The sequence below is a fragment of the Thermogutta hypogea genome (assembly GCF_055386265.1).
This window is the reverse complement of the sequence record NZ_AP042425.1, coordinates 593,530-616,725: the sequence shown is the minus strand read 5'-3', so window position 1 is coordinate 616,725 and position 23,196 is coordinate 593,530. Positions and strand designations below refer to the sequence as shown.

At 62.1% G+C, this 23,196-nt stretch carries 13 protein-coding genes; 6 read left to right on the top strand and 7 right to left on the bottom strand.

Features of this window, described 5'->3' with window-relative positions; translation table 11 throughout:
• Positions 1 to 74 precede the first annotated feature (74 nt).
• From ACZ5B4_RS02060 to lnt, 4 genes are all read left to right on the top strand, one after another.
• Positions 75 to 1,484 (top strand): hypothetical protein, encoded by a 1,410-nt coding sequence (locus ACZ5B4_RS02060; RefSeq protein ID WP_464912780.1) that lies wholly within the window; start codon positions 75 to 77, stop codon positions 1,482 to 1,484.
• The gene (locus tag ACZ5B4_RS02055; RefSeq protein ID WP_464912779.1) at positions 1,481 to 2,245 is read left to right on the top strand and encodes an RluA family pseudouridine synthase; all 765 of its coding nucleotides are present in this window, start codon (positions 1,481 to 1,483) and stop codon (positions 2,243 to 2,245) included. Before ACZ5B4_RS02060 ends, ACZ5B4_RS02055 begins: the two co-directional genes overlap by 4 nt.
• A 106-nt stretch (positions 2,246 to 2,351) precedes the next feature.
• Positions 2,352 to 2,936 (top strand): anthranilate synthase component II, encoded by a 585-nt coding sequence (locus ACZ5B4_RS02050; RefSeq protein WP_464912778.1) that lies wholly within the window; start codon positions 2,352 to 2,354, stop codon positions 2,934 to 2,936.
• Between the two features lie 159 nt (positions 2,937 to 3,095).
• Complete coding sequence (gene lnt, locus ACZ5B4_RS02045) at positions 3,096 to 4,931, top strand: apolipoprotein N-acyltransferase (protein WP_464912777.1); 1,836 nt, start codon at positions 3,096 to 3,098, stop codon at positions 4,929 to 4,931.
• Here the strand turns inward: lnt and ACZ5B4_RS02040 are convergent.
• Entirely contained in the window at positions 4,908 to 8,153 is a 3,246-nt protein-coding gene (locus ACZ5B4_RS02040; RefSeq protein WP_464912776.1) for a peptidylprolyl isomerase, read from the bottom strand. The two genes, lnt and ACZ5B4_RS02040, sit on opposite strands and share 24 nt — an antisense overlap.
• A gap of 683 nt (positions 8,154 to 8,836) precedes the next feature.
• On the opposite strand from ACZ5B4_RS02040, the gene ACZ5B4_RS02035 reads away from it, so the two are divergent.
• Entirely contained in the window at positions 8,837 to 10,636 is a 1,800-nt protein-coding gene (locus ACZ5B4_RS02035) for a hypothetical protein (protein WP_464912775.1), read from the top strand.
• Positions 10,637 to 10,721: 85 nt separating this feature from the next.
• Here the strand turns inward: ACZ5B4_RS02035 and ACZ5B4_RS02030 are convergent, their stop codons facing one another.
• From ACZ5B4_RS02030 to ACZ5B4_RS02015, 4 genes are all read right to left on the bottom strand, one after another.
• Entirely contained in the window at positions 10,722 to 12,368 is a 1,647-nt protein-coding gene (locus ACZ5B4_RS02030) for a sodium:solute symporter family protein (protein WP_464912774.1), read from the bottom strand.
• Positions 12,369 to 12,508: 140 nt separating this feature from the next.
• Positions 12,509 to 14,566, bottom strand: a complete 2,058-nt coding sequence (locus ACZ5B4_RS02025; RefSeq protein WP_464912773.1) for an FG-GAP repeat domain-containing protein — start codon at positions 14,564 to 14,566, stop codon at positions 12,509 to 12,511.
• A 48-nt stretch (positions 14,567 to 14,614) separates the two neighbouring features.
• The gene (locus tag ACZ5B4_RS02020) at positions 14,615 to 15,931 is read right to left on the bottom strand and encodes a DUF6807 family protein (RefSeq protein WP_464912772.1); all 1,317 of its coding nucleotides are present in this window, start codon (positions 15,929 to 15,931) and stop codon (positions 14,615 to 14,617) included.
• A 418-nt stretch (positions 15,932 to 16,349) separates the two neighbouring features.
• Positions 16,350 to 18,101, bottom strand: a complete 1,752-nt coding sequence (locus ACZ5B4_RS02015; RefSeq protein WP_464912771.1) for a vWA domain-containing protein — start codon at positions 18,099 to 18,101, stop codon at positions 16,350 to 16,352.
• Between the two features lie 402 nt (positions 18,102 to 18,503).
• On the opposite strand from ACZ5B4_RS02015, the gene ACZ5B4_RS02010 reads away from it, so the two are divergent.
• Positions 18,504 to 19,049, top strand: a complete 546-nt coding sequence (locus tag ACZ5B4_RS02010) for a CxxCxxCC domain-containing protein (protein WP_464912770.1) — start codon at positions 18,504 to 18,506, stop codon at positions 19,047 to 19,049.
• Positions 19,050 to 19,072: 23 nt separating this feature from the next.
• Here ACZ5B4_RS02010 and acnA read toward each other — a convergent pair whose 3' ends face one another.
• Both acnA and ACZ5B4_RS02000 read right to left on the bottom strand, forming a co-directional pair.
• Positions 19,073 to 21,790, bottom strand: a complete 2,718-nt coding sequence (acnA, locus tag ACZ5B4_RS02005) for an aconitate hydratase AcnA (RefSeq protein WP_464912769.1) — start codon at positions 21,788 to 21,790, stop codon at positions 19,073 to 19,075.
• Positions 21,791 to 22,167: 377 nt separating this feature from the next.
• Entirely contained in the window at positions 22,168 to 23,169 is a 1,002-nt protein-coding gene (locus tag ACZ5B4_RS02000) for a FliM/FliN family flagellar motor switch protein (protein ID WP_464912768.1), read from the bottom strand.
• Positions 23,170 to 23,196 lie beyond the last annotated feature (27 nt).

The window sequence follows — 23,196 nt, the reverse complement described above, 5'->3', positions numbered from 1 at the left end:
CGACCGCCGGCAGTCGTCGCCCCGCCCAAGATAAATCGTTGGACCGCCTGGACCCAAAAGGTGTTACCTCAACCATGCGATCGCCCCCAATACCTCCGGCATTGGCCCGCCTCTTTTCCGGTTTCTTTCTCCTCGCCGCGTGCGGCGCCGCCCCGGGCGAGGAACTGTGCCGAATCGAAGTCACGGACGAAGAGGGTTGGCCGGTCCCTCTGGTGGAATTGCGAACCGTGCATCAGGTCCGCTTGGTGACGGATAACGCGGGAATCATTGCCTTCGACCTGCCCGAACTGATGAACCGCGAGGTCTGGTTCGACGTGATCGGTCACGGCTACGAGGTACCGGCCGACGGTTTCGGCTATCGCGGCGTGAGGCTGACGCCCCGCCCCAACGAAACGCTGCGCGTCGTCGTACATCGCACCCTGGCCGCCCGACGTCTTGGTAGATTGACCGGCGCCGGACGCCTGGCGGAAAGTCGGCGTTTGGGGCCGGCTGCCGACGATCCGGAAACCGGCATCCTCGGCTGCGACAGCGTACAGAACGCGGTTTACCGAGGCAAGCTCTATTGGTTCTGGGGCGATACCACCCTACCTCATTACCCCTTGGGCATCTTCCACACCACCGGAGCAACCACGGAATTGAGGCCCCGGAACGTGGACAAACCGCCGATTTCCGTACAGTACGAGGTTTTTCGCGACGCCGCCGGGCGACCGCGGGGTGTGGCTCCCATGCCGGGCGAAGGGCCGACCTGGATTACCGCCCTCGTAAGCCTCCGCGACCGCGACGGCCGGGAGCGCATGGGATGCACCTACGCCAAGATACGCCCCCCGCTGGACGCCTACCTCTGGGGACTTGCCGTATGGGACGACGACCGGGGGCAATTCGAGCCGGTACGGATTCTTTGGGAGCAGTCCGCGGACGATTCGCGGCCGCCCCCGCCCCTGCCGAAAGGCCACGCCGTTTTTTGGACGGACGACGCCGGTCACGACTGGGTATTGTTCGGTGATCCATTTCCCACCCTACGCTGCCCGGCCGCATTCGAAGCGTGGCAGGACCCGAGTCAATGGGAAACGCTGGAGCCGCCTGCGTTTCTCTGGGACGCGGATCACCAAAACAAAGTCGTGCCCCACAGCGGCGCCGTCGCGTGGCACCCTTGGCGCAACCGTTGGGTCGCGATCTTCATGGAGCGGTTCGGCAATCCTTCCGTCTTCGGCGAATTGTGGTACGCCGAAGCGAACCGCCCGACAGGACCGTGGAGCAGGGCCGTCAAGATTGTAACTCACGACAATTACACGTTTTACAATCCGGCAATCCATCCGGAATGGACGCCGGAAGGTGCGCCGTCGTTATTCTTCGAGGCGACCTACACGCGGCAGTTCGCCGATCACGCGCCCGCCACGCCGCGGTATGATTACAACCAGATGCTCTATCGGCTGGACCTGGACGATCCTCGTCTGGCTCCGGCCCGGGATTCCCTGACCGAGTGAATCGTCCCTGGACGAGCGCCAAGCTTTCGGCAAGCCATGTGATGCCGTCGTTGACGATCGAGATTTTGCACGAGTGTGACGCTTGCCTGGCGGTCAACAAGCCCGCCGGAATCCTCACCCAAGGTCCGCCCCACATTCCGGCACTGGACAAGGAGGTTCGAGCCTACCTTTCCGCGAAAAAGGGTGGCGGCGGGACGGTTTACCTGGGCGTTCCTCACCGCTTGGACCGCCCTGTGACGGGAGCCATCCTGTTCACGCGCCATGCTCGCGCCACCCGACGCATCACCGAACAATTCCAAGGGCGAATGGTTCGCAAAATATACTGGGCATGCGTGAAGGGCCGCATCCAACCCAGCCACGGCGTGCTGCGAGACTTTGTGCGGAAGGTGCCCGACGAACCGCGTGCCGAAATCGTTTCGCCCGATCATCCCGATGCGCGACCGGCAATCCTGCACTACCGCGTCATCGACCGGACGGCATGTTGGGATGCCTTGGAGATCGAACTGGAGACGGGCCGCATGCACCAGATTCGCTTGCAGCTCGGCTCGCGCGGTCACCCCGTCCTGGGCGACTTTACCTACGGCAGCACGAGGGGCCTCGATGACGACATTGCGGACCCGCGACTCCGGCCGATCGCGCTGCACGCCCGCTCCCTCTCGTATTTGCAGCCAATGACGTTCGAACCGATTCAGGTAACGGCCCCGTTGCCGGAGGTGTGGGAATCCGCGGGCTTGGCCGCGGCATTCGCGGGCCTCTCGTAGGGCTCGGCGTCCTCGCGTATCATCAAAGCTTGAGAATCGCCTTCGCGGAACGGAAAAACCGGCAAGCCGAAATGCCGAAGCCCCCTGCAAGCCAAAGCCTCGCGCAATGATTGTAATCATCGACAATTACGACTCCTTCACGTATAACCTGGTCCAACGGTTGGGCGAGATCGACGCCTCTCTGCCCATGACCGTGTACCGGAACGACGCCGTGAGCGTGGACGAAGTCGAGGCCGTGCGTCCGGAGCGTTTGATCGTTTCGCCCGGGCCGTGCACTCCCAGCGAAGCCGGGATCTCCGTGGAGTGCATTCGACGATTCAGCGGCCGCATTCCGATCCTGGGCGTGTGTCTGGGACATCAATCCATCGGGCAAGCTTTCGGAGCCAAGATCGTCCGCGCCCCGCGACTGATGCATGGGAAGACGGATCAAATCCATCACGACGGACAAGTCCCGTTCGTGGGATTGGAGAACCCCTTCACGGCGACTCGGTATCACAGCCTGATCATCGCCCCGGAAACGCTCAGCGACGAGTTCATCGTTTCCGCCTGGTCGAATCTCCCGAACGGCGATCGCGAAATCATGGCCATTCGGCATCGCAGATGGCCGATCTTTGGGCTACAGTTCCACCCGGAGAGCTTCCTCACGGACTGCGGCACCGAGATTTTGCGGCAATTCCTCGAGGTCGGCTGACCCCGCGCCGCACGCCGACGCCGACAGGGAGGCCTGGAGACGCTCACCAATCCCAACGAGCATGCCCACGCTTAGCTGATTTCGATGCGACCGGCAAAATCATCGGCGAAATCCTTCACGGTTCCGCGTCCCGCGAGGGCGAACGCCGGCCGCTCCAGTGTGGGACCCGGTTCGCCGGCACTCGACCCCGACGTTCGGCATACCGCCCGAGTGACGGTCGCCTTGGCCGGACTGGGTGCCGCCTTGCTGTGGGCGGCTCATCCACCCTTGCAATGGTCCCTCCTCGGCTGGATCGCCCTTTGGCCCTGGTTCGGCCTGATCGAAGCGCCGCGTTCGTTCGGCCGACGCGACTATGCCGCCGTGTATGCAGCGGGGCTGCTGTTTTGGCTGGCCGCCCTGCACTGGCTCCGGCTCCCGCACTGGGCGACCGCTTTCGGTTGGATCGCGCTGTCCGCGTACTTGGCCGTCTATGTGCCGCTTTTCATTGCGATCACCCGAATCGCCATACGCCGTTGGAAGCTGCCTTTGCCGATAGCGGCGGCCCTGGTTTGGATGGGTTTGGAGGTCTGCCGCGGCAACTTGCTGACCGGCTTCGGCATGGCCAACCTCGCCCACACTCAGTACCGCTGGATACCGTTCATCCAATGCGCAGACCTCTTCGGCGACTACGGCGTGGGCGGCCTGATCGTAATCCTTTCGGCTTGCCTTTACGGGACCTTGCCGTGGAGCCGCCTCGACCTGTTTCTCCGCCGAAACCGGCTCATCCCCAGCCCGGTCGGGGATCCGGCATCACCCCGAAATTTGCGCGAAAGAGGATGGCGCGCCGTAGTCCGGCCGGCAAGCGGGATCGTGTTGCTGACGGCGACCCTAGTGTACGGGCAGTACCGCCTGAGCATGCTCGGCACGTGGCCGACGGGAGCCACCGTCAAAGTCGCCCTCATCCAAGGCTCGGAAGACATCCGCCTCGAGGACGGGCGAGAAAAGATGGAGCGCATCCACCGCCACTATCTCGGCCTTTCACACGAGGTCGTGCGGTCCCACCGCGACGTCGACGTCATGATTTGGCCGGAAACGGTGTACGGCGGCCTTCTCTACGAGAGCGAGCCTGAACCGGCGTTGCCCTCTCCCGAGGAGTTGGGCGGTATGAGCGAGGCCGAATTTCGCGCCGCATTGCCGGCGGCCGTCCGAGAAAGTCGACGCGCCATGGAACAATTGGCGGCCGACCTACGGACCGCCCTGATCTTGGGCGCAGAAACCCAGTTCTTCGGCAAGACGGGCCGGAGGTTCTACAATTCCGCCGTTTTCATTGTGAAAGAGCCGGCAACCAAGGCGGTGCACGAAAACGGCGACGAAACCGCTATCTCCCCATCACTCGGTGCGGCGGCGGCCGGATTCCGTTACCGCTACGCCGGGCGATTCGACAAGATGCACTTGGTCATGTTCGGGGAATACGTTCCCTTCGCCGATCGCATACCGTGGCTCCAAGGGATTACTCCCTTGAGCCGCAGCACCACGCCGGGGCAAGCCGCCGCCGTCTTCGAAATCAAGGGCATTCGCTTCAGCCCGAACATCTGTTTCGAGAGCGCCGTGCCTCAGGCCGTCGGAAACCAGGTGCGGCAATTGAAGGCCCGCGGTCAAGAGCCGGACGTCTTGGTTAATCTCACCAATGACGGCTGGTTTTGGGGATCCAGTGAGCTGGACATGCATTTGGTCTGCGGCGTCTTCCGCGGCCTGGAGAACCGCAAGCCTTTTCTGATCGCAGCCAACACGGGGTTTTCGGCGGTCATCGATCCCGCCGGGCGAATCGTGCAACAAGGTCCGCGTCGCGCCGCCGGACCGCTTGTCGCCGAAGTCGGCGGCTCGCCTCTCCGATCCCTGTACACCGACTGGGGGCCCGTTTTCAACAGTCTGTGGGTCGCCCTCACACTTTTGATCGCTTTGCGTCAAGCCGTAGTCCGCTTCGTCCGCGGGCTATCGTCCCGCGGCATCGCCTAGTTCCACTCCTTCCGGCGAAGCCGCCGTCTCCGCCGTGCCATCCGTATGTTCCGCCGGCAACGAAGCAGCGACCCAAAGGTTCCAATCTTCCTCCTCGGCCGACGACCGGGCCAGCAATTCGTCCACGGCGAGGGCGGTCAGGACTTCGTCACGGTCGGTGGGATCGGCGTTATCAAAAGTGGTCGGCTGGACGCGTCCATCCCGCCGGGGAGCGGGCTGAGCGGCAGGGACGGTCGCTCTCGGAGTTTCAGCCGGCCGGTCGGAGGAGCCCGTTTTCTGCTCACCGGAACCGGCAGGGACCGCTTCGGGTTGTGGTGACACCGTCCCTCCGCTGCCGGGGCCCGTGAACAAGAGATACCGCGTCGGCGTCAATCCGCTCGCTCCTCCGGCTCCAACGACCGGTCGGAACTCGCGCGCCGGTACGACGGATCCCAACTCGGCCGCGTTGCCGAATGCCTTTCCCCTGGGATCGGGCAATCTGCTGAAATCGGCTTCCCGAGCGGCGCTACCAGGCGTCACCGCCGCCCGCGGATCGATGAAGATCAGACGGACATCCAACGTGGCGTATAGGCCGCCCGGGCTATCCTCCGTCGCGCGAAATCGAAGAACGGAGGGGAAGTCCTCGGAAAAGACGTCGGGAATCGGCCATTCAAACAACCCCGTCTCCGCATCCAGCACGGCACCGTCCGGCAGAGGCGACTCGGCGGAGTATCGCACCGAAAAGCCGGGAATGTCGGGATCCTGGGCGGACAACCGGAACCGCAACGTCTCGCCGGGAAACACGGTCAGCGTCGGCAGGGATTGCCAAACCGGCGGCAGATCGACTTCCTCCACGTGAATTTGGAAAGTAAGGCGATCCGTCAATACGGCGGGGTCGGTCAAGGAATCTCGATCACGAACCTCGATTTCCACCGTCACCGTCCGGCCGCCGTAGGTCTCATCGGGTGTCCAATGAAGCCTGCCCGTCACAGGATCGAGCGTCATGCCCGCGGGAATCTCTCCCATGAGGCGATAGCGGAGGGGATTGGCGGGCAAGTCGGCATCGCTCGCGCTCAGCACCAATTCCAACGACTCGCCTTCCTGAATGGTTCGGTCGGCCACAGGATTCAACACGGGCGGCGTGTTGACCTCGGCCACAAGAATCTCAAAGCTGCTTCGCCCGGCGGCTCCCTGAGAGTCGCGAACCTCCACCGTCACGGTATAAGTCGCCGGCCCCGTGGATTCGCCCGTGGTCCAGGTGAGTTGCCCCGTGGTCTCATCGACGGTCATACCCGACGGCCCGGACACCAAGGCAAAACGGTAGGGACCATAGGCCGGATCGCCGTTCGTGCCGAGTGCCAGCGCCAGGGTCTCTCCCTCGTTGATAGGGATGGTCAAGGCGGGTATGCCTGTGATTTGGGGCGGCGTCCGCACTTGGACTGCGAACGTGTGATCGACGAAGTTGCCCGCCAAATCCGTGGCGCGGATGGTGATCGTCTGCGTGCCGACCTGCCCCGCCGCGGGCGACCAGTTCACCATGCCCGTCTGCGCATGGACGGTCAGTCCCGCCGGTCCACCGACGACCGCGTACCGAACGCCGTCGGCCGCCTCCTCGGCGGTCTGCACGTCGTAGCTCAGGTTCTGCCCCACGGCCACCGCGCTGGGAGGCGAGGAAGTCACCAAGGGCGGTGTCTTGTCGATCGTGAAGGTGTAGGCGGCCCCGGCCGGACCGTTCAGCGTCGTCGTGGAGTGAAAGTTTCCGACTTGGACGGGGATATCCGTAAGGGTTTGCCGCACCGTGACCGTATGCGTTCCCTCGCTAAGCGTACCGAAAGACTGCGGGACTTCGAGCGTGATATCCGAGAAGGCGGCGGTAGCCTGGGCGGCCTCTTGCCCGTCGATCAGCAGCGTGACGTCCGCGCCGGGGACGACGCCCAAGACGTGGAAACGCAAACCGGCATCGGGGCCGTTGTCGCGATTCGTGATGCCGTCGCTGTTGCTGAGGCCGCTATCCGTGCCCGCCGACAGGAACACCGATTGTGGAGCGGGCGGCGCAATATAGACGGGTACCATCTGCGAGTCCCAGACGTCTCGTCCGGAAAAGTACCCGCTGGGGTTCACGGCTCGCACATCGACGTAAATTGCCGCAACGCCGTAGGACCCGGCTGCGGCGGTGACGGTAACCACTCCCGTCGCGGAGTCCACGTTCACCGTAAGCGGCGAGGAATTGCCCGCGGCGGAGGCGGCATAATAGATCGCGCCGCCGTCCACGTCCTGGGCGGGGATCTGGAACGTGGCCGATCCTCCGGACGATACCACGATCGGATTGATCGGTGAGAGGAACGGGTAGTTGTCCACCGTATCCGGCAGAACGGTCACGGTGAACGTTCGCGAGAACTCGCCGCCGTTGCCGTCGCGGACCGTCACCGTCACCTGAGTTTGCCCGGTCGCGCCGGACGGCGCGATGAGCCTTAAGACGGCGTTTTCCAGGTCCTGAAAGACGGCGGCCTGGGTGATCTGGACAGCCGTCGTGGGCTTGTTCGAAGTGTCGACCGGCACCTGTTCTATCGCATGGCGGACCGCCTCGCCCTCGGTCAAAAACCCGAAAATGGTGTGATTGAAATCCAGGTGCCGCGTCGGTCCCGCCGTAATGTAGAACTGCGAATCGTTGGAGTCGTCGATGCTCTTGGCCATGGCCAAAATGCCGCCGCCGGTGTGCTGCAACAGGGGATGAAATTCGTCGTCGAATGTCGTTCCGCTGCCGCCGCTACCCGTCGCCGTGGGGTCGCCCGTCTGGATAACGAAATTGTTGATCACACGATGAAACAACAGCCCGTCGTAGAATCCCTGCTGAGCCAGCTCGATGATTCGCGAAGCGGTATTGGGAACCAAATCTTCGAAGAGCTGGAACACCATGTCGCCGTAATCGGCGACGCTTAAGCGGAGGCTGGGATTGGCTTGAGAAACGACGGGCGTTACCAGGTCGGCATCCGACACGCTGACCTCGAACGTCAAGGCATCTCCGTCGGGATCGAAGCCGTCGAGCGCCAGGTGCAGCGGCGCGCCGCCGTACACGACGACGTTGGGGATCTCCGCCAGCGTCGGAGGCTGATTGCCGCTCAGCAGCAACCGCGGTTCCAGCACCTCCATGACCGCCCGCCGAAATCGCCGCCGGCGCGATCCCTTGAGCACGGTTCGCCGGGAACCTGGAACGCTTCGGATCGTCTGAGAAATGCGAGACATCGGCAATGTGCTTCCTCGAGGTTGACGGCAGCGCGATGGTGCTTGAGTTTAGACGCACTTCGGGCACAGGAAGTTTCCGTGCAAATATCATTCCCAAAAGTGCATGGGTCCCCACGCCCGCTGCGCCGGAAGGATGCTCCATCCTTATTATCTTTTCAGAAAAACTCGGTTCACAAAGGCATTTCCAACCGGTCCGCAGCGGAACGGTCGGCCTGATTCCTCCGCACAAGACCATCGCTGGGGCCTGTTGGGGACGCCGATCCGCCGGTGTTCCAGACGATCATGCCGTTCACGCCGGGTGGCGAAAAACCGACCTGCGAAAATGTTGCAGTTTGGAAACATGCCTATCGCCATAGGGTTTGGCGAAAGACACGGCCGGACCGCCGCCCTGAGCACAAGATGGCGACGGGCGGGGCATGCCAATCATTTCGCTTGTGCTCGAAAAATCAAGGAACAGTAACCGCGGCCGGTCCAAAGGTGTATGCTATCACCAGATGGGCGGCGTGCGCCGATCGTCCGCGCGAAGCGGGGATCGGCTTCCGAAACCCACGCCGACACGGCAAGGGCGGGAAATGCGGCCTTGCGCCGAAAAGAGACGACCGGCCGGATCGAATACTATTCAGCAGGTGCTCGCTCCCCTAGGCGGCCGATTTTTCCGGGATCGTATAGAAAGGAAAACCACCATGAATTGCCGTCGAATCCTCGCCGCGTTCCTCGTCATCGTGACCTTCGCGTCCATCCCGGCGAGCGGAGGCTCGGCGGCGGAAACCCCGAGCGCCCAGCTCCCACGCGCCGCCAAGGTCTTTCCCAAGGACAGCGTGATTTTCGTCTCGATCCCCAGCGTACCGGCCCTCAAGAAGGCTTTCCTCGATTCCTCGGCCGGACGCATGTTGCAAGATCCCCAACTGACTCCCTTCCTGAGCGACTTTTGGAGCGGACTCCTGCAATCGGCAGCCGAACTCGAGGAACAGGTGGGCCTATCCATTCCCACGATGCTGGCGATCCCGCAAGGGGAACTATCGTTCGCCATTGTGGCAAGCTCCACGCAGTCCCCTTCGTTCCTTTTGATGTTGGAGTCCGGCGGGAACGTGGAGGACCTGCGCAAGCTGTTGGATCGCGCGCAGCAGGCCGCCACCAGCGACGGGGCCGGCGTCACGCGCGAGTCTGCGGCGGGATTGGACATTATCCAAATTAAGGATGCCGATGCCCCCGAGGACAGCAACGAGCGCATTTGCTTTTTCGTTTCCGAATCCACGCTCTTCGCGGGAAACAATCCCGCGGTGGTGAAGGCTTTGGCCGAGCGGATCGGCGGCGAATCCTCGGACGAAGTCCTGGCCGATAATCCAGAATTCCAGCGGTTGATGCGCGAATGCCGCCTGGCCTCTCAAGGAACGCTGCATTTCGTGGTGTTCGCCGATCCCATTCAATTAATGGAGGGCATCGCCGTCGAACAGCCTTCGGCGGGATTCGCTCTGGCCGTTCTACCCGTCCTGGGACTGGACGGCCTGAACTCCCTTGGATTGGCAATGAGCGCCGACGTGGCGGCCTGGGATTCGATTTCCGAATTCCACGCGTTCCTCGACAATCCTCGGACGGGAGTGCTGGACGTCCCGGCCCTGAAAAAGGGAGATGCGATTCCCGAAGTCTTCGTGCCCGGTTCCGTAATCCGCTATGCGACCCTTTACATGGACCTGCCGACCACCCTTTCTCGCGTGGAAAAGCTCTTCGACGGGCTTCGCGGCCAGGGAGCCTTCCAGCGCGGCGTGGTCCAACGAATCGAGCGCAATTTGGGTTTGAGTCTGACGGAAGAGGTGTTACCGTTGACCGCCGGTCGTGTCAGCCTCGTCACTTGGCTCGAGCAACCGGTTCGCATCAACAGTGTGGCGTCAGGCTTGATCTTCCACGTTTCCGACGCGGCGGCCGCGTCCGTTCTCTTGGAAAGGGTTCAGGAAAAGCTCGGCGACCGTATGCAGCTTAAGAGCTTGGGCACGCGCGAGTATTACGAAATCATCCGCCGCCGCCCCGAAGCCCTTCCGCCGCAAGCCCGATTTGCGAACCCGTGCTTGGCAGTCCTGGAGGATTGCGTTGTGGTAGCCGACAGCGCGACCTTGCTGGGCGAAATGTTCACGACGCTGGACAACCCGAACCAATCCTTGCGGGAGACGCTGGAGTTCAAATTGACGCTGGGAAAGGTGCGGCAGCTCGCCGGATCGAACGAGGTCGCCATGATGGCCTACGGTCGACCGGAAGAAGGATTGCGTGCCCTCTACGAAAGCGCCCGCAGCGAAGAGGGACGGCAAGCTCTGCGGAGATCCGCGGAGTTCAACCCGCCGGCCAAGGCCTTCTTAGAGGCCCTGGAAAAACACGAGCTACCGCCCTTCGACGTCCTGGCGAAATATTTCGCGCCGCAAGGCATCTTGTTGATCGACGACGGCACCGGCTGGCATCTCGTCAGCTTTGCATTGCGGAAGAAGCTTCCCTAAGCCGCGAATCCCTACGGTCGGCGAATCCTCCCAATCCTCGGTCGCGGCTCGAACTATTCGGGCGTCCCTGCCGCGCCGCAAGCGATCAGTCGGCGTCCGAAGCGCCGCCGGGGCGAGTTCTCGCGGATAGCAGAAGCGTGGCCGGCATGCCCACGCCCAAAATCGCGGCCGTTCCCAGCACGGTGACGAGAAAGGCGTGAAAGGGGCTGCGGAAACGGCTCCACGCCAGGGGCCACGCATCGCTCGCGGATAGGACCATCCAAGCAATAGCCGCCAAACCTACCGCGACCGCAATCGCTCCGCTTCGACTGTCGGCCCGGCGGCTGATTCGGCCGAGCAAAAACAGCCCCACGATTCCTCCGCTCAAAATACTGGACAGCGTCCACCAGATGTCCAGCACGCTTTCGGTCAACCGGACGAGCGCTAAGGCGGTCGCGACACCGAGTATTCCCCATACCGTCGTGGCGGCTCTCAGCACGAATAGCAAGCGCCGGTCCGGCGCGCCCGGATGGAAAAAGCGGCGATAGAAATCCGTCATGACCAGCGTGGCGGAGGAATTAAGCGACGTGGACACGGTACTCATGGCGGCGGCGAAGACTGCCGCGATCAATAGCCCCGTCAGCCCCGGCGGCAGGTGCTTGGCGATGAAGTGCGGAAAGACACGATCTCCGATGTCCCGCGGCTCAAGCCCCTCCGCGTCGGCTTGCAGACGCTCGTAGTAGATGCGAGCTTGAGGAGACGAATCCGCGTCGTTTTCGGGCGGGCGGATGCCTTGCTGGAGCAATCGCTGCCGGGCGACGATCCGCTTGACCTCCGGGATCTCGCCGGGGCTAGCTTGATAGAGATAGAACAGGGAAGTCCCGATCATGAAGAACAGGGCGCTGACGGGGAGATAAAGCAGCCCTCCCAACCATAAGCCGGCTTTGGCCTCGCTCTCATTGCGGGCGGCAATATAGCGCTGGATATAGCTCTGGTCGATGCCGAAGTTCTTCAGATTTTCCACAATTCCGTAGGCCAATACCACCCAAAACGTGGCTTGCGAAACGACCAGCGGATTCATGCTTCCCAACGCAAGCTTCCCGTCGTGGGCGGCCTGGGATAGCATCTCGGCCGGGCCTTGCGGCAGTCGCGACCAGATCACAATCAAAGCGAAAATCGCGCCCGCCAGCAGAACCACGGCCTGAATGGCGTCGGCCCAGATCACGGCCCGAATCCCGCCGAGCAGACTGTACGCCACCACGCACGCTCCCGTCACGACGATCACAGCCCGAATATCCCAGCCGAAGATCACGGCCATCGGCAAGGCCATGAGATAAAGGACGATTCCGATCCTGGCCAATTGGAACAACAGATAGAAAGTCCCGGCATAGACGCGAGCCCACGTTCCGAAACGCTTTTCCAAAAGGGCATATGCGGAGACCTCTCCGTACCGGCGGTAATAGGGCAGAAACCACCGCACCGCGATCCAGGTGGTGATGGGCACGGCCAATGAAAACACGAAGGGATTCCAATCGGCCGCGAACGACTTGCCGGGCAAAGCCAGGTAGCTGATGCTGCTCAAGTACGTGGCGAAGATCGAGAGTCCGCACAGCAAGCCGGACATCGAGCGATCCCCCGCCGTGAAACCCTCACTGGAACGCGCCTTCCCTCGCAGCACAAAACCCAGTGCCGCCATGGCCGCGAAATAGACCACGAGCACACCCCAGTCCAAAAGGTAGAAATGGGCGTCCATGTCGCCTCGCTTCACTCTTGCCCGTTGCACTTGGGCCGGACTGCCGCAATGCGGCATTTCACCGCGGTTTCAGGCACGCCGATCTGAACGGCTCGCGAACCGCCGGAACGCACCGCCGCCCTCCTAGGAATGCCTGCCTTTCATTGCGACTCGCCGGAGGATCGGGGATTGCGATGGTAATAGAACCGTCCGTCCTCAGCTCCCACCAGGAGGTCGGGAATGCCGTCGGCGTTGAAATCGGCCACGCAGGGACTGGTGGTGTGGCCTTTGATATCGTCGCTAACCAGGGGTCCCATGTCTTCGAAGAACCACCCCTCCGCATCGTTGCGAACTTGACGCAGCCAATTGGCACTGGCGGAATTGACGAGCAGGTCGAGCTTGCCATCTCCGTCCCAGTCCGTCACCCAAATCTTGCGTCTTCCAGAGCCTCCCGCGATCCCCGCATTCAATCGCAGGGGTCCCGGCCCGGCTTGCAGAACGCGATGCTGCGAGTCCGTCGCCTGGATATCGATCCCGAAAAAGACCCGTCGCGGCGGCAGAAGCACCCGCTCTCCGTCGCGCTCCTTCCGCTGAAAAAGGACGAGGTACCCTTCCGCGTCCAACATCACCAGATCGATTAGGCCGTCGCCCGTCCAATCGACGGCGACCGGCGTGGTCCGCCATTGCGTGACCAATTCGCCGGGTTGCGGCGTCCACCATACCCAGGCGGGCTTCGGTGGCGGGCCTTCCCAAGCAACTTTCACGGGTTGCGGCGGCGCCAATTCGGGCCGAGTCCGCGTGCCCACGTTTTTCAACCACACCACTTTGCCCCAGATGGAATTGACCACCAAATCCGGCAAGCCGTCTCCGTCCCAATCGGCGACTGAAAGTACGGTGTAGCCCCACTTAGCCTCCGCCGGTCCCTGCACCGATCCGTTCGGGTCGGCCATGACGCGAAAGACTTGCCCGCCCGCCTCCAGGCGTACCGGCTTGGCCCACTTCGGCGTTTCGATGCCCGGACCGCTAAGATTCTCGAAGAACTCGACATAGCCGGCCGTGTTCCCGGAGAGGATATCCTGATCGCCGTCGCCGTCCCAGTCGAAGACCGCCGGCGTCGCCAGGGCACCACATTTCAAACAGTCGGCTTCCTGTGAAAAATAGCGCGGCACGGCGAATTGCGGCGCTCGTTTGCCGTCCGTTCCGCCCAGGTTTTTCAGCAGACAAACTCGGCCGTCTTCTTCGCCGACGATGAGGTCTTGATCGCCGTCGCCGTCCCAATCGCACGCAATGGGGACGATCATTTGCAGGTCCAGTCGAAGCGGCTCGCCGTCGGGGTACGTCAATCGCCGGCCCGCCGCATATTTCGGCTCGCCTCGCGTCCCTTGGTTCTCGAAGTAGGTCAACCCGTCTAGAAACTCCCCGCAAAGTAGGTCCAGGTCCCCGTCGCCGTCGAAATCCGCGAAGTTGGGAGATGGGCAACCGAACACGTCGAGCGGCCGATCTCCGGCGAGAAGCTGTTCCGGATCACCGAAACTCGGCTGCGTGTCGCTCCCCAAATTGCGAAAGATAAAAACGAACCCGTGAAGCGGTCCGTTCTTCCAACGTCCTTGAGAATCCCAGGCGTCATCCCACCCGTAATCGCTCCAATCCTCAATCGCGACCGCGACGTCCTGATCCCCGTCGCCGTCGAAGTCGACCAGTCGCCATTGGTTGTGCCGCACCTTCGGCCCCTTGGGTTGATTCCCCACCGGACGATAGAAACCGGCGGGAATCGGCAACGAGACCGGCGAGGCCAGGCCGCTGTTGAGGAAGTCGGGATAAACCTTGCCGGGCGTGAGCACACGAAGTCCGCCGTTCACGTAACTGGGCATGACGTAATGCTGCGTCGGACCGCGATATTCCGCCTTACGGAATATCGGCAACCCGTTCTCTGCCGTGGCGCCGGAGTTTTCGAAATACCACAACCCGTTCGAAGGCTTATCGGGACACGATACAATCAAATCCGGATTGCCGTCTTGGTTGACGTCGTACGGAATCGGCCACGCCCAAAGGCCCACTCCCAGATCCACGGTCAAACCGGGGTGATTATACGGAAGCGGCCTCAGACCCGTTTCCCCGCGCACGAAGGGAACAGCCGCAACCGCGACCAAAAGACCGCCGATTATCAGGACCGTTTGTCGGTCCAAGACTGATGCGCGGACATGCTCCAGGCTTTTCACGTGACCCTTCCTCCTTAAAGACATGCAGCGGCACTTTTGCGCCCGTTTTCACTCCGCCGTCGCTCCCGTTGTGGAAACCTTGCAATAGGCGCGATACACGGTCTCGATATTGTCCGCCGCCGGGCAATCCCGGTGAATCCACAGCCTGTACGGCAGGTGGACCGATTTCCCGGCGGCAAGCGTCTGAGAACGGATCCCCGGCCAACCCACGCACAACGGACCGTAGTGCCGGGTCAACCAAGTCGGCGGATAATCGGGATGGCTCGGCGAGATGAAGATTGCCGCCCCACTCCAAGCCTCCCCTTCCCCGAAGCGGGAACTCAGATCCGCCCAAGTCAGCGGCGTCTCGTACAAGTCATCGGCGGTCAGGCCGTCGGCAACCGTGATCCTGGGCCGCTCCCCGGGCCGGGGACAAAAACGTACCGTTAAACCGCCGTAGCTCTTGCCTTCGGCTCCCCACAGGGTCACGTCCCGATCGAGAGGAGTGAAAAACAGGTCCACGTCGATGTGGCGAGAATCGCCCGAGCGATAGACGGTCCACCACACGCGTTCCGTAAGCACCTGGGTGTCGCCCAGGAACCAACCATTCTCGACCCCCAGCACCGCCGCGGTCGCACCTTCTTCGCGGCATAGCCAACGGACGAAGCGCTGGCGGAGGGAGCCTTTGTCCTCCCAAAGACTGTACTCTTGCCCGTCAATGACCACGTGAGGCCAGGTCCAAAAGACACCGTGGTGATGGTAATGGTCTTTCGGGAAATCGTCCGTCAAGACCTCGCCGTCCAGGCCGTGCAAGGGGTGGACGTAGCAGGAACGGCTTCGCCGCGGATCGCTTTCCGGCACGTCATCACGGGTAATCACCCCGAAATTGTACGCCAAGACCGGACGATTCTGCTCGGCCAGTTGCAGGGTGGTATCCGACGTCTCATGCCACTCAAACGTCGCGTGCGCCGGTCGGCTAATCGGTTTGCCGAGACGCAGCGCCATCGTTTCTTCGCCGGCGGCTGATTCCGCAGAATCGGCGGGCAAGGTCGGCTCCTCACCGGCAATCTGTTGGGGAAGCAAAATGAGGCGGCCGAGAGGCAGGGGTCGCCCTTCGGCGTCCGGACCGGGAAGCACTTCCGCAAGCCCCCAGGGACGTCCGTCTTCGGCGGCGAGCACTTCCCTTAAGCCTGCGGTTTCGGAATCCGCAAGGGTGACGGAGAACGGGATCCGGGCTGCGGCGCGGATCGTGCCCGACTCCGAAACGGAATCCTCCGAGAACCCGAACTTGGGCATGACCGCCACCGAAGCGATCAGCGCCGACGTAATCAACAGTACCGGTGATTGGAGTGAACCAATCCACAACGATCGACTCGCCGTTTTCATAGCCGTCTTTTCCCAGCTCATGGCAACATGAAGCGCTCTCGTCGCGACCTTCCCGGGCCGCGCAATGTTTCCGATTATAAAGGGACATCCATTCCGCATGCCACCTCGACGATCAATGGCCGAAGGGTTTTCGAAGCAGCGGAGGGGAACAGCGAGTCGTACTCCAATGCGGATCGCGAGCCCCCGCCCAGCATGGCGGCGAAGAGTGGGGAGAGTCTCCCGGGTGATCGGCGACAGGATATGTGCGTTCAAGAAAGCGGAAAACCTCCGCCGAACGCCGGCCGCCGCAGCCGGATTCAACGGAGGTCCGCGCCTGTCGCCAAGGCAACCCCGAGCCCTTCCGAGATCGTTTCACCGCACCCCGGAAGTATGAGCGAAGGATGGCCTCATCTCGCAAAATCTCGCCGAAGCCGCCGAGCTACTTCACGAGTACGAGGGGCCGGTGGTCCGCGATCTCCCGAAACTTTTGCACCAAGTCCGCTTGGTAATCCACGATGTACTCGCCGCCGTTGACGATGAAGTATTTCCCTTTCGTCATTTCGGCCATTTGGACAAGCAAATTGGTATCCGCTTCCATCCCCAAGCCGATGGTGAAGATCGGCAGCCGGTTTTCCGCGGCACGCTGGGCTTGCTGAAGGGCAAAGGCCCTAGCTTCCGAGGTATTGTTCGGGCGGTTTGCCACGCCGTCCGTCATTAGCACGATCATCTTGAACGCCCCTTGGCGACCATTGGCAAGCAGCTCGTCGATTCCATGCTGCACTCCCGCCCCGATGTTTGTGTAGTGATCGTAATGCCCGGCTTGGCGTTGACGCACGGTTTCGAGCACGCCGGAGAAATTGTCGGACAGGTGGTGTTCGACCAAGGCAGTTTGATTCGGAGAATTGTATATGACCAGCGAGATGCGGTCGTTCGTGGGCACCTCTTGAATGTACTCGAAGAACATCCGCGTGGCCTCCTTGAGCTGCTGCACCGGTTGCTCACTGACCATCCAGAGGTCGGGAGTATCTTGATTTCGCGGTTTCTGCTCCAGCCAATAGTTGATCAAGGTGAGGAAACCGTACTTCTTCCGATAACCCGCTTTGTTTACGTAACTGCTGCTTTTTACGTAGGAGATATAGTCGTCCCAGCTACCGGATGGATACGGGTAGGGTACGTTCGTCAGGCCGAAATAGGCTTTGATGTTGGCGGGCGTGTCCTCAAATCGTTCGCCGTAACCGGAACCTTCGCCGCTTTGGTTGCAGCCGGATTTGACCCAGCAGCGATCGATGCGCTTGTTGGCATTGCCGCCGGTACCTTTGAACGTGCCGGTCTTGCCTTTCAATCCGTCGAATTTCTGTTTCGTACCGTCCGAGAATTGCAAGACTACGTTGGAGAGATCCTTCGTCGAAGTCACGTACACGTCGCTTCCGCGGAAGGTCACGACGATCTGCGGTTCGCAACCGGTCGTCGGCGCTTTACCCGTCTGTACGTAATACTCCGGAACGAACTGAAGCGACCCGTATTGCGGCGATCCCAACTCCTGATAGATTTGCTGCAAATTGGCTTCCACCATGCTGCGCGTGCCTTCGCCGAATTCGGTGATCCGGCGCAATTCGCTGTCGTCGTTCATGGAGGCGGAAAAGTCCAGCACCAGGACGATATCGCGCGGCTGGTACTTGGCGATCGACTCGGCTTCCAGATTGAACGTGTCGTGGCCGAAAACGCGGCCGAAAAAGAACGGCGCATTGTTGTGCTTCGCCACGACGCGAATCGCCGAGGGAGCAAAGGCCGAGGCCGAGAAGGTCCGAGTCTCCGTGTTCCATTCGCCGAACTGGACCTCGAAGTTGTCCTGATTCTGCGCCCGCAATTCGGCCAGCCGATCCTTCCAGTCACTGCCGTCCAAGAGAGTACGACTTGCGACGGGGTTGCGAGCCAGGAACTCGAAGGCGCGGAGTTCCGCCGCTTGGGGGCCGTCGATAAGAGCGCCGGCTCCCGCCAAGGCCGCCGCATCGGTGGCCCGTTTCAACTCGGCGCGGACCGTCATCATGTAGCCCAAGTCCACGCTGAAGGCCAGCAGCCCGATCAGGAAGACCATAAACAGGGCAGTCAGAACAAGGATCGCGCCGCGACGCCCCTTCTCCCGATTGCCGCCCAGCCGGGGCGACCCAAGCATGTGGGTGCGACTTGACATATCAGGCTCCCTCAAGCAGACGAGACAGGCGAACCGACCAGGACGAGACAGGCGCGAAAAGCTGTTTGCTCAATATGAAAGCTAGCTTATGTTTCGGCGTTGGCAAATTTTTTCCAATCGGAATCTTTCGGTCTTACTTCCGCGCCGGGGCGAAGGAAATCGCCGGGATTGCGGCTTGTGCCCAAGTTTCGGCCCTCCACCATACGATGAGGATGATGGATCATCGCATACGGCTCTGCGTACGCCCGGCGATGCCGACGCGCCGGCCCGCCCCAACCAGTCGGGGTCTCAAAATCGAACGCACCGGTTGAGGAACCTGCAACGGTTATGACGGCCGCTCACTCCGCACCTTCGTCGAATGACCATCCCCGAAACGAGGCACGCTCCATTGAGAGGGATCGGGTGGCGGAATTCTCGGCCGGCGGCGAGGATCGCCACGATTCGCCCCGCGCGTGCGGCCGCTGCACTGCTTGCTGCGTTCGCCTGTCGATACCGGCCGGCGTCGTCGCGGCCGGTCCCAAAACGGAAGGCCGACCGTGTCCCTTGCTGGGAGCGTGTGGCTGCTCGGTTTACCCCACGCGCCCGGCGATCTGCCGCGATTTCGTCTGCACGTGGTTGAAAAGCCCTGATTGGCCGCCGGAATGGCGTCCCGACCGCGTCGGCCTGCTGTGCATCACGGAAACTTTGGGGGAATCGCTGATAGGCGCGCTGGTCTATGAGCTGCACCCGGGAGCCTTGCAGTCCTCCGCCGCCGCGGCAATGCTGAAGCGGCTGAGGGATGCTTGCGATTTCGTGGTTACAGTAACCGAATCCGGTTTGCGACAACTGACGCCCGGCTTGCGAGTGGACCGCGGCGAACCGGCGAGGCGTGCCCCCCACTTTTCGCGAAATACGGTTCCACCCCGCCCGACCGCCCCTTCACGCAGCACGGCGGACGACGCCTCTTAGGCGTCAATTGCTTCCGCCGGCCGTTACTCGAGCAGCTTGCGGATGACCATCGGCAGGATGCCGCCGTGGCGGTAATATTCAACTTCCACCGGCGTATCGATGCGGACCTGGACGGGAAACCGCTTCACTCCCCGCTCCTCGGACACGGCCTCCACCGTGATTTCGCAGCGCGGGCGGACTTCGTCCGCGGATAGCGGGATATGAAAGGTTTCGTCGCCTTGCAGTCCCAAAGATTGCCACGTGGCGCCGCCGACGAATTGCAGCGGCAGAATTCCCATGCCGACGAGATTGCTGCGGTGAATGCGTTCGAAGCTCTGCGCCAGAACCGCCCGGATTCCCAGCATCGCGGTACCCTTCGCGGCCCAGTCCCGGCTGCTGCCCGTGCCGTACTCGGCCCCTGCCAGAACGATCGTTGGAATCCCCTGCTCTTGGTATCGGACCGCCGCGTCATACACGGAGAGGACTTCGCCCGTCGGAAAATACTTCGTGACCCCGCCTTCCGTCCCGGGCAGCAACAGGTTGCGCAGGCGGATGTTGGCGAACGTTCCCCGCACCATGACCTGGTCGTTTCCCCGCCGAGCACCGTAACTATTGAATTCCTCGGGCGGAACCCCGCGGCTCATGAGATAGCGGCCGGCCGGGCTGTCCTTGGCGATGTTGCCCGCCGGAGAAATGTGGTCCGTCGTCACGGAATCGCCCAGGGCCAGCAAGGCGCGGGCGGCGCGGATCGGCTGGGGCGGCCGCGGCTCCGGCGCGAGGTCCTTGAAAAACGGCGGCTCGTGGATGTAGGTGCTTTCCTCCGACCAATCGAAAAGCTCGCTCTTTTTCAAAGGCAGGGCGTTCCACATCGGATTTCCGGAAAACACCTCCGCGTAACACCGGCGGAAGACCTCGGGCGACATCGCATCGCGGAGCACGGCGGCCGTCTCTTCTTCGCCGGGCCAAACGTCCCGCAAAAATACGTCGCGCCCCTGGGCATCCCTTCCCAGCGGTTCTCGCGTGAGGTCGATATCCACCGTCCCGGCCAAAGCGAATGCCACGACCAAAGGCGGCGAGGCCAAGTAATTCGCTTTGACCAAGGGATTGATACGGCCTTCGAAATTGCGGTTGCCGCTCAGTACGGCGGCCGCCACCAAGTCGCCTTCGCGAACGGCTTGAGCCACCGGTTCGGGAAGCGGCCCGCTGTTGCCGATGCACGTCGTACAGCCATAGCCGACCGTGGCAAACCCCAGAGCGGAGAGGGCTTCCTCAAGCCCCGCCGCGGCCAAATAACGATTCACCACGCGCGAACCGGGGGCCAAACTGGTCTTGACGAAGGGCGGTACCTTCAAGCCGCGCGCCAACGCCTTCTTTGCCAAGAGCCCCGCCATCACCATCAGCGTGGGGTTGCTGGTATTGGTGCAACTGGTGATCGCCGCTAGGACCACGGCTCCGTGCCGCAGTTCGTATTGGGCCCCGTTCGAGGCAACGGCGACGGTTCCGGCCACATCCGGTTCCGCCAGACCGAAACCGCGATTTTGCGTCGGCTGTGTCAACGAGCCTCGAAACCGCGCCCCCACCTCGCTCAGCGGCACCCGATCCTGCGGCCGCTTGGGACCGGCCAAGCAAGGCTCCACCGTTGCGAGGTCGAGACGCAACACTTTGGTGTAGTCGGGGATCGGAGCGCCGGCCTCGCGGAACAGCCCCTGCTCCTTGCAATACCGTTCCACCATGGCCGCATGCGACTCGCTTCGCCCGGTTTGCACCAGGTATTCCAGCGTGCGGGCATCTATGGGGAAGAATCCCATCGTGGCGCCGTATTCCGGGGCCATGTTCGCTAGCACGGCCCGGTCCGTAACCGGCATCCGGTCGACCCCTTCGCCGCAATACTCCACGAACTTGCCGACCACTCCCTCGCGCCGCAAGAGTTCGGTGACGCTGAGCACGAGGTCCGTGGCCGTCACGCCGGGCCGCAGGGCACCGGTCAACTCCAGGGCGATGACCTCCGGGGCGGGCATGGAAAGCGGCTGCCCCAGCATGGCAGCCTCCGCCTCAATGCCGCCGACCCCCCAGCCCAGCACGCCCAAGGCGTTGATCATCGTCGTGTGGCTGTCGGTGCCGACCAGCGTATCGGGATAGGCGACGTCTCCAAACGCGTCCTTCCCCACGAAAACGCATTGGGCGAGATATTCCAAATTCACCTGGTGGATGATACCGACCGAAGGCGGCACGACACGGAGGTTATCGAAGCTCTCTTGCCCCCAGCGGAGGAATTCGTAGCGTTCGCGATTGCGGTGAAATTCCAGTTCCACGTTACGCCGGAGGGCGTCGGCGTCGCCGAAGAAATCCACCTGCACCGAATGGTCGATCACCAGGTCCGCAGGAATCAGGGGATTGATCCGCTTGGGATCGCCGCCCAAACGGGCCACGGCGGAACGCATGGCGGCCAAATCGACGATTGCCGGGACCCCCGTAAAGTCTTGGAGCAAGACCCTGGCCGGCTTGAAGGGGATGTCTTTTCCGGCTTGTCCCCGATCGGTCGCCCAAAGGGCAAGGTTTCGGACGTCGTCCTCCGTCACCGCGAAGCCGTCGCAGTGCCGCAACACCGATTCCAAGAGCACGCGAATGGAAAACGGCAATCGGTCCAGCCGAGTCAGCCCCAGCTCCTCCAAACGCCGCAAACGATAGATGCCCAGTTTTCCCAAACTTGTATCGATTTCCGCGCGAGCGCCGAAGGCACCGCATTGATTTTTGTCAGCCATAACCTTCAATCCAAACGGGTTCCAGGCGGGAGCGGTCGCCGAGCATCGTCGGCATCAAGACCGCGAGGGGCCGAATCACGGCCCGAATCGACCTTCAAGACAACGCGAACGGCGACCGGGCGTATAAGATTTGCCCCAGATTTCCACTATCCTACCGCCTCCCGGCGGTTAAGGGTAGTTCCGTAGCCTTGCGGCAGATCGACCCGCGCAGTGGGAGCTGAAATGGAAAGCGCCCGGCAAATGCTCACCCGGCTTGCAAAAGAAAGGCCGCCCCTTGGAGCCGCCCAAAAAAATAGGCAACAAGCGAAGCCTGGGACATTTGGATGCGCAGTCGGATCAATCTCCGCCGTTCTCCCCAACGCCCAACGCAAGACAGATCACGAGGACTGCGTCTGTACCGGCTTAACTTTCGCCGCAGGGGCCAACCGGACATATCGCTCCGGTGGTGGAGTCATTTTGGTGATACGAAGTCCGAATTTGTCGCCGACCTTGACCGCCTCCCCCACGGCGACCGTCCGGCCGTTGATTTGCAATTCCAGGGGTTCCTCGCACGATTTGTTGAATTGGATGATCACGCCGGGCGCGAATTGAAGGACCTCGCTCAAGGGACGCCGCGTCTCGGCAAGAGTCACTTGGACCGGCACCCGAATTCGCAGCAGACTTCGTGTAATCAGCGGCAAATCACGGACGCTGCGCGGCTCTGTTCTCCGAGGGTTCGGGCCGTGAGGCTGTCTCGGTGAGCGACGTTCGATCGGCTCCGGCACGTGAGGAGCCGGACCGGCCGTTGGCGCGGGAATCGGCGTTTCAGCCTGCGGTTTACCGGCGACGGCATCCGAGGCTGCATTTCCTGCCGGCCGACCTGCGGCTTCGATGGCTGCGAATGGGACCGGACCGATCAAGTACCAGTCAACAGCGCTGCTTTTTTCGCCCGAGATAACCTCGCAAGGAATCTCCACGACCCGCGTTGCTTCCCCGACGGAAAGCCGGGAAGACGCTGCCGCGAGATCGGCACGGAATCGCGTTTCCGCTTTTTCGCCCGCGCAATCAGCGGGCAACAGCAAGACGCTTAGCTCCTGCGCCAAAGTAGCGAGGCGTGATTCTCCGGTGGCGTCGGGGGATTCCAGCCAACTTGCTTGCACCTCCTTGGGAAGCGGCGCCAACAAGACCACCCCCTGATCTCCGTCGCCGGTGCCGAGGAAAACCTCCAGGCCCGCCCCGGTCATCGCGGGCAATTTGCCGTTCTCCAAAACTTTTAGGTCGGCCTCTTTGATGCGCACCTCAACATCGATTCCGCGGAGAAACGCACCGGCGATCTCCGCGGCACCCTCACGGATGCTTTGGATGATGCCTAGGAAATCTTCGGGAAGAAGTGACCTCATAACGATTCCGAAGGTCCTTCGTGCAAA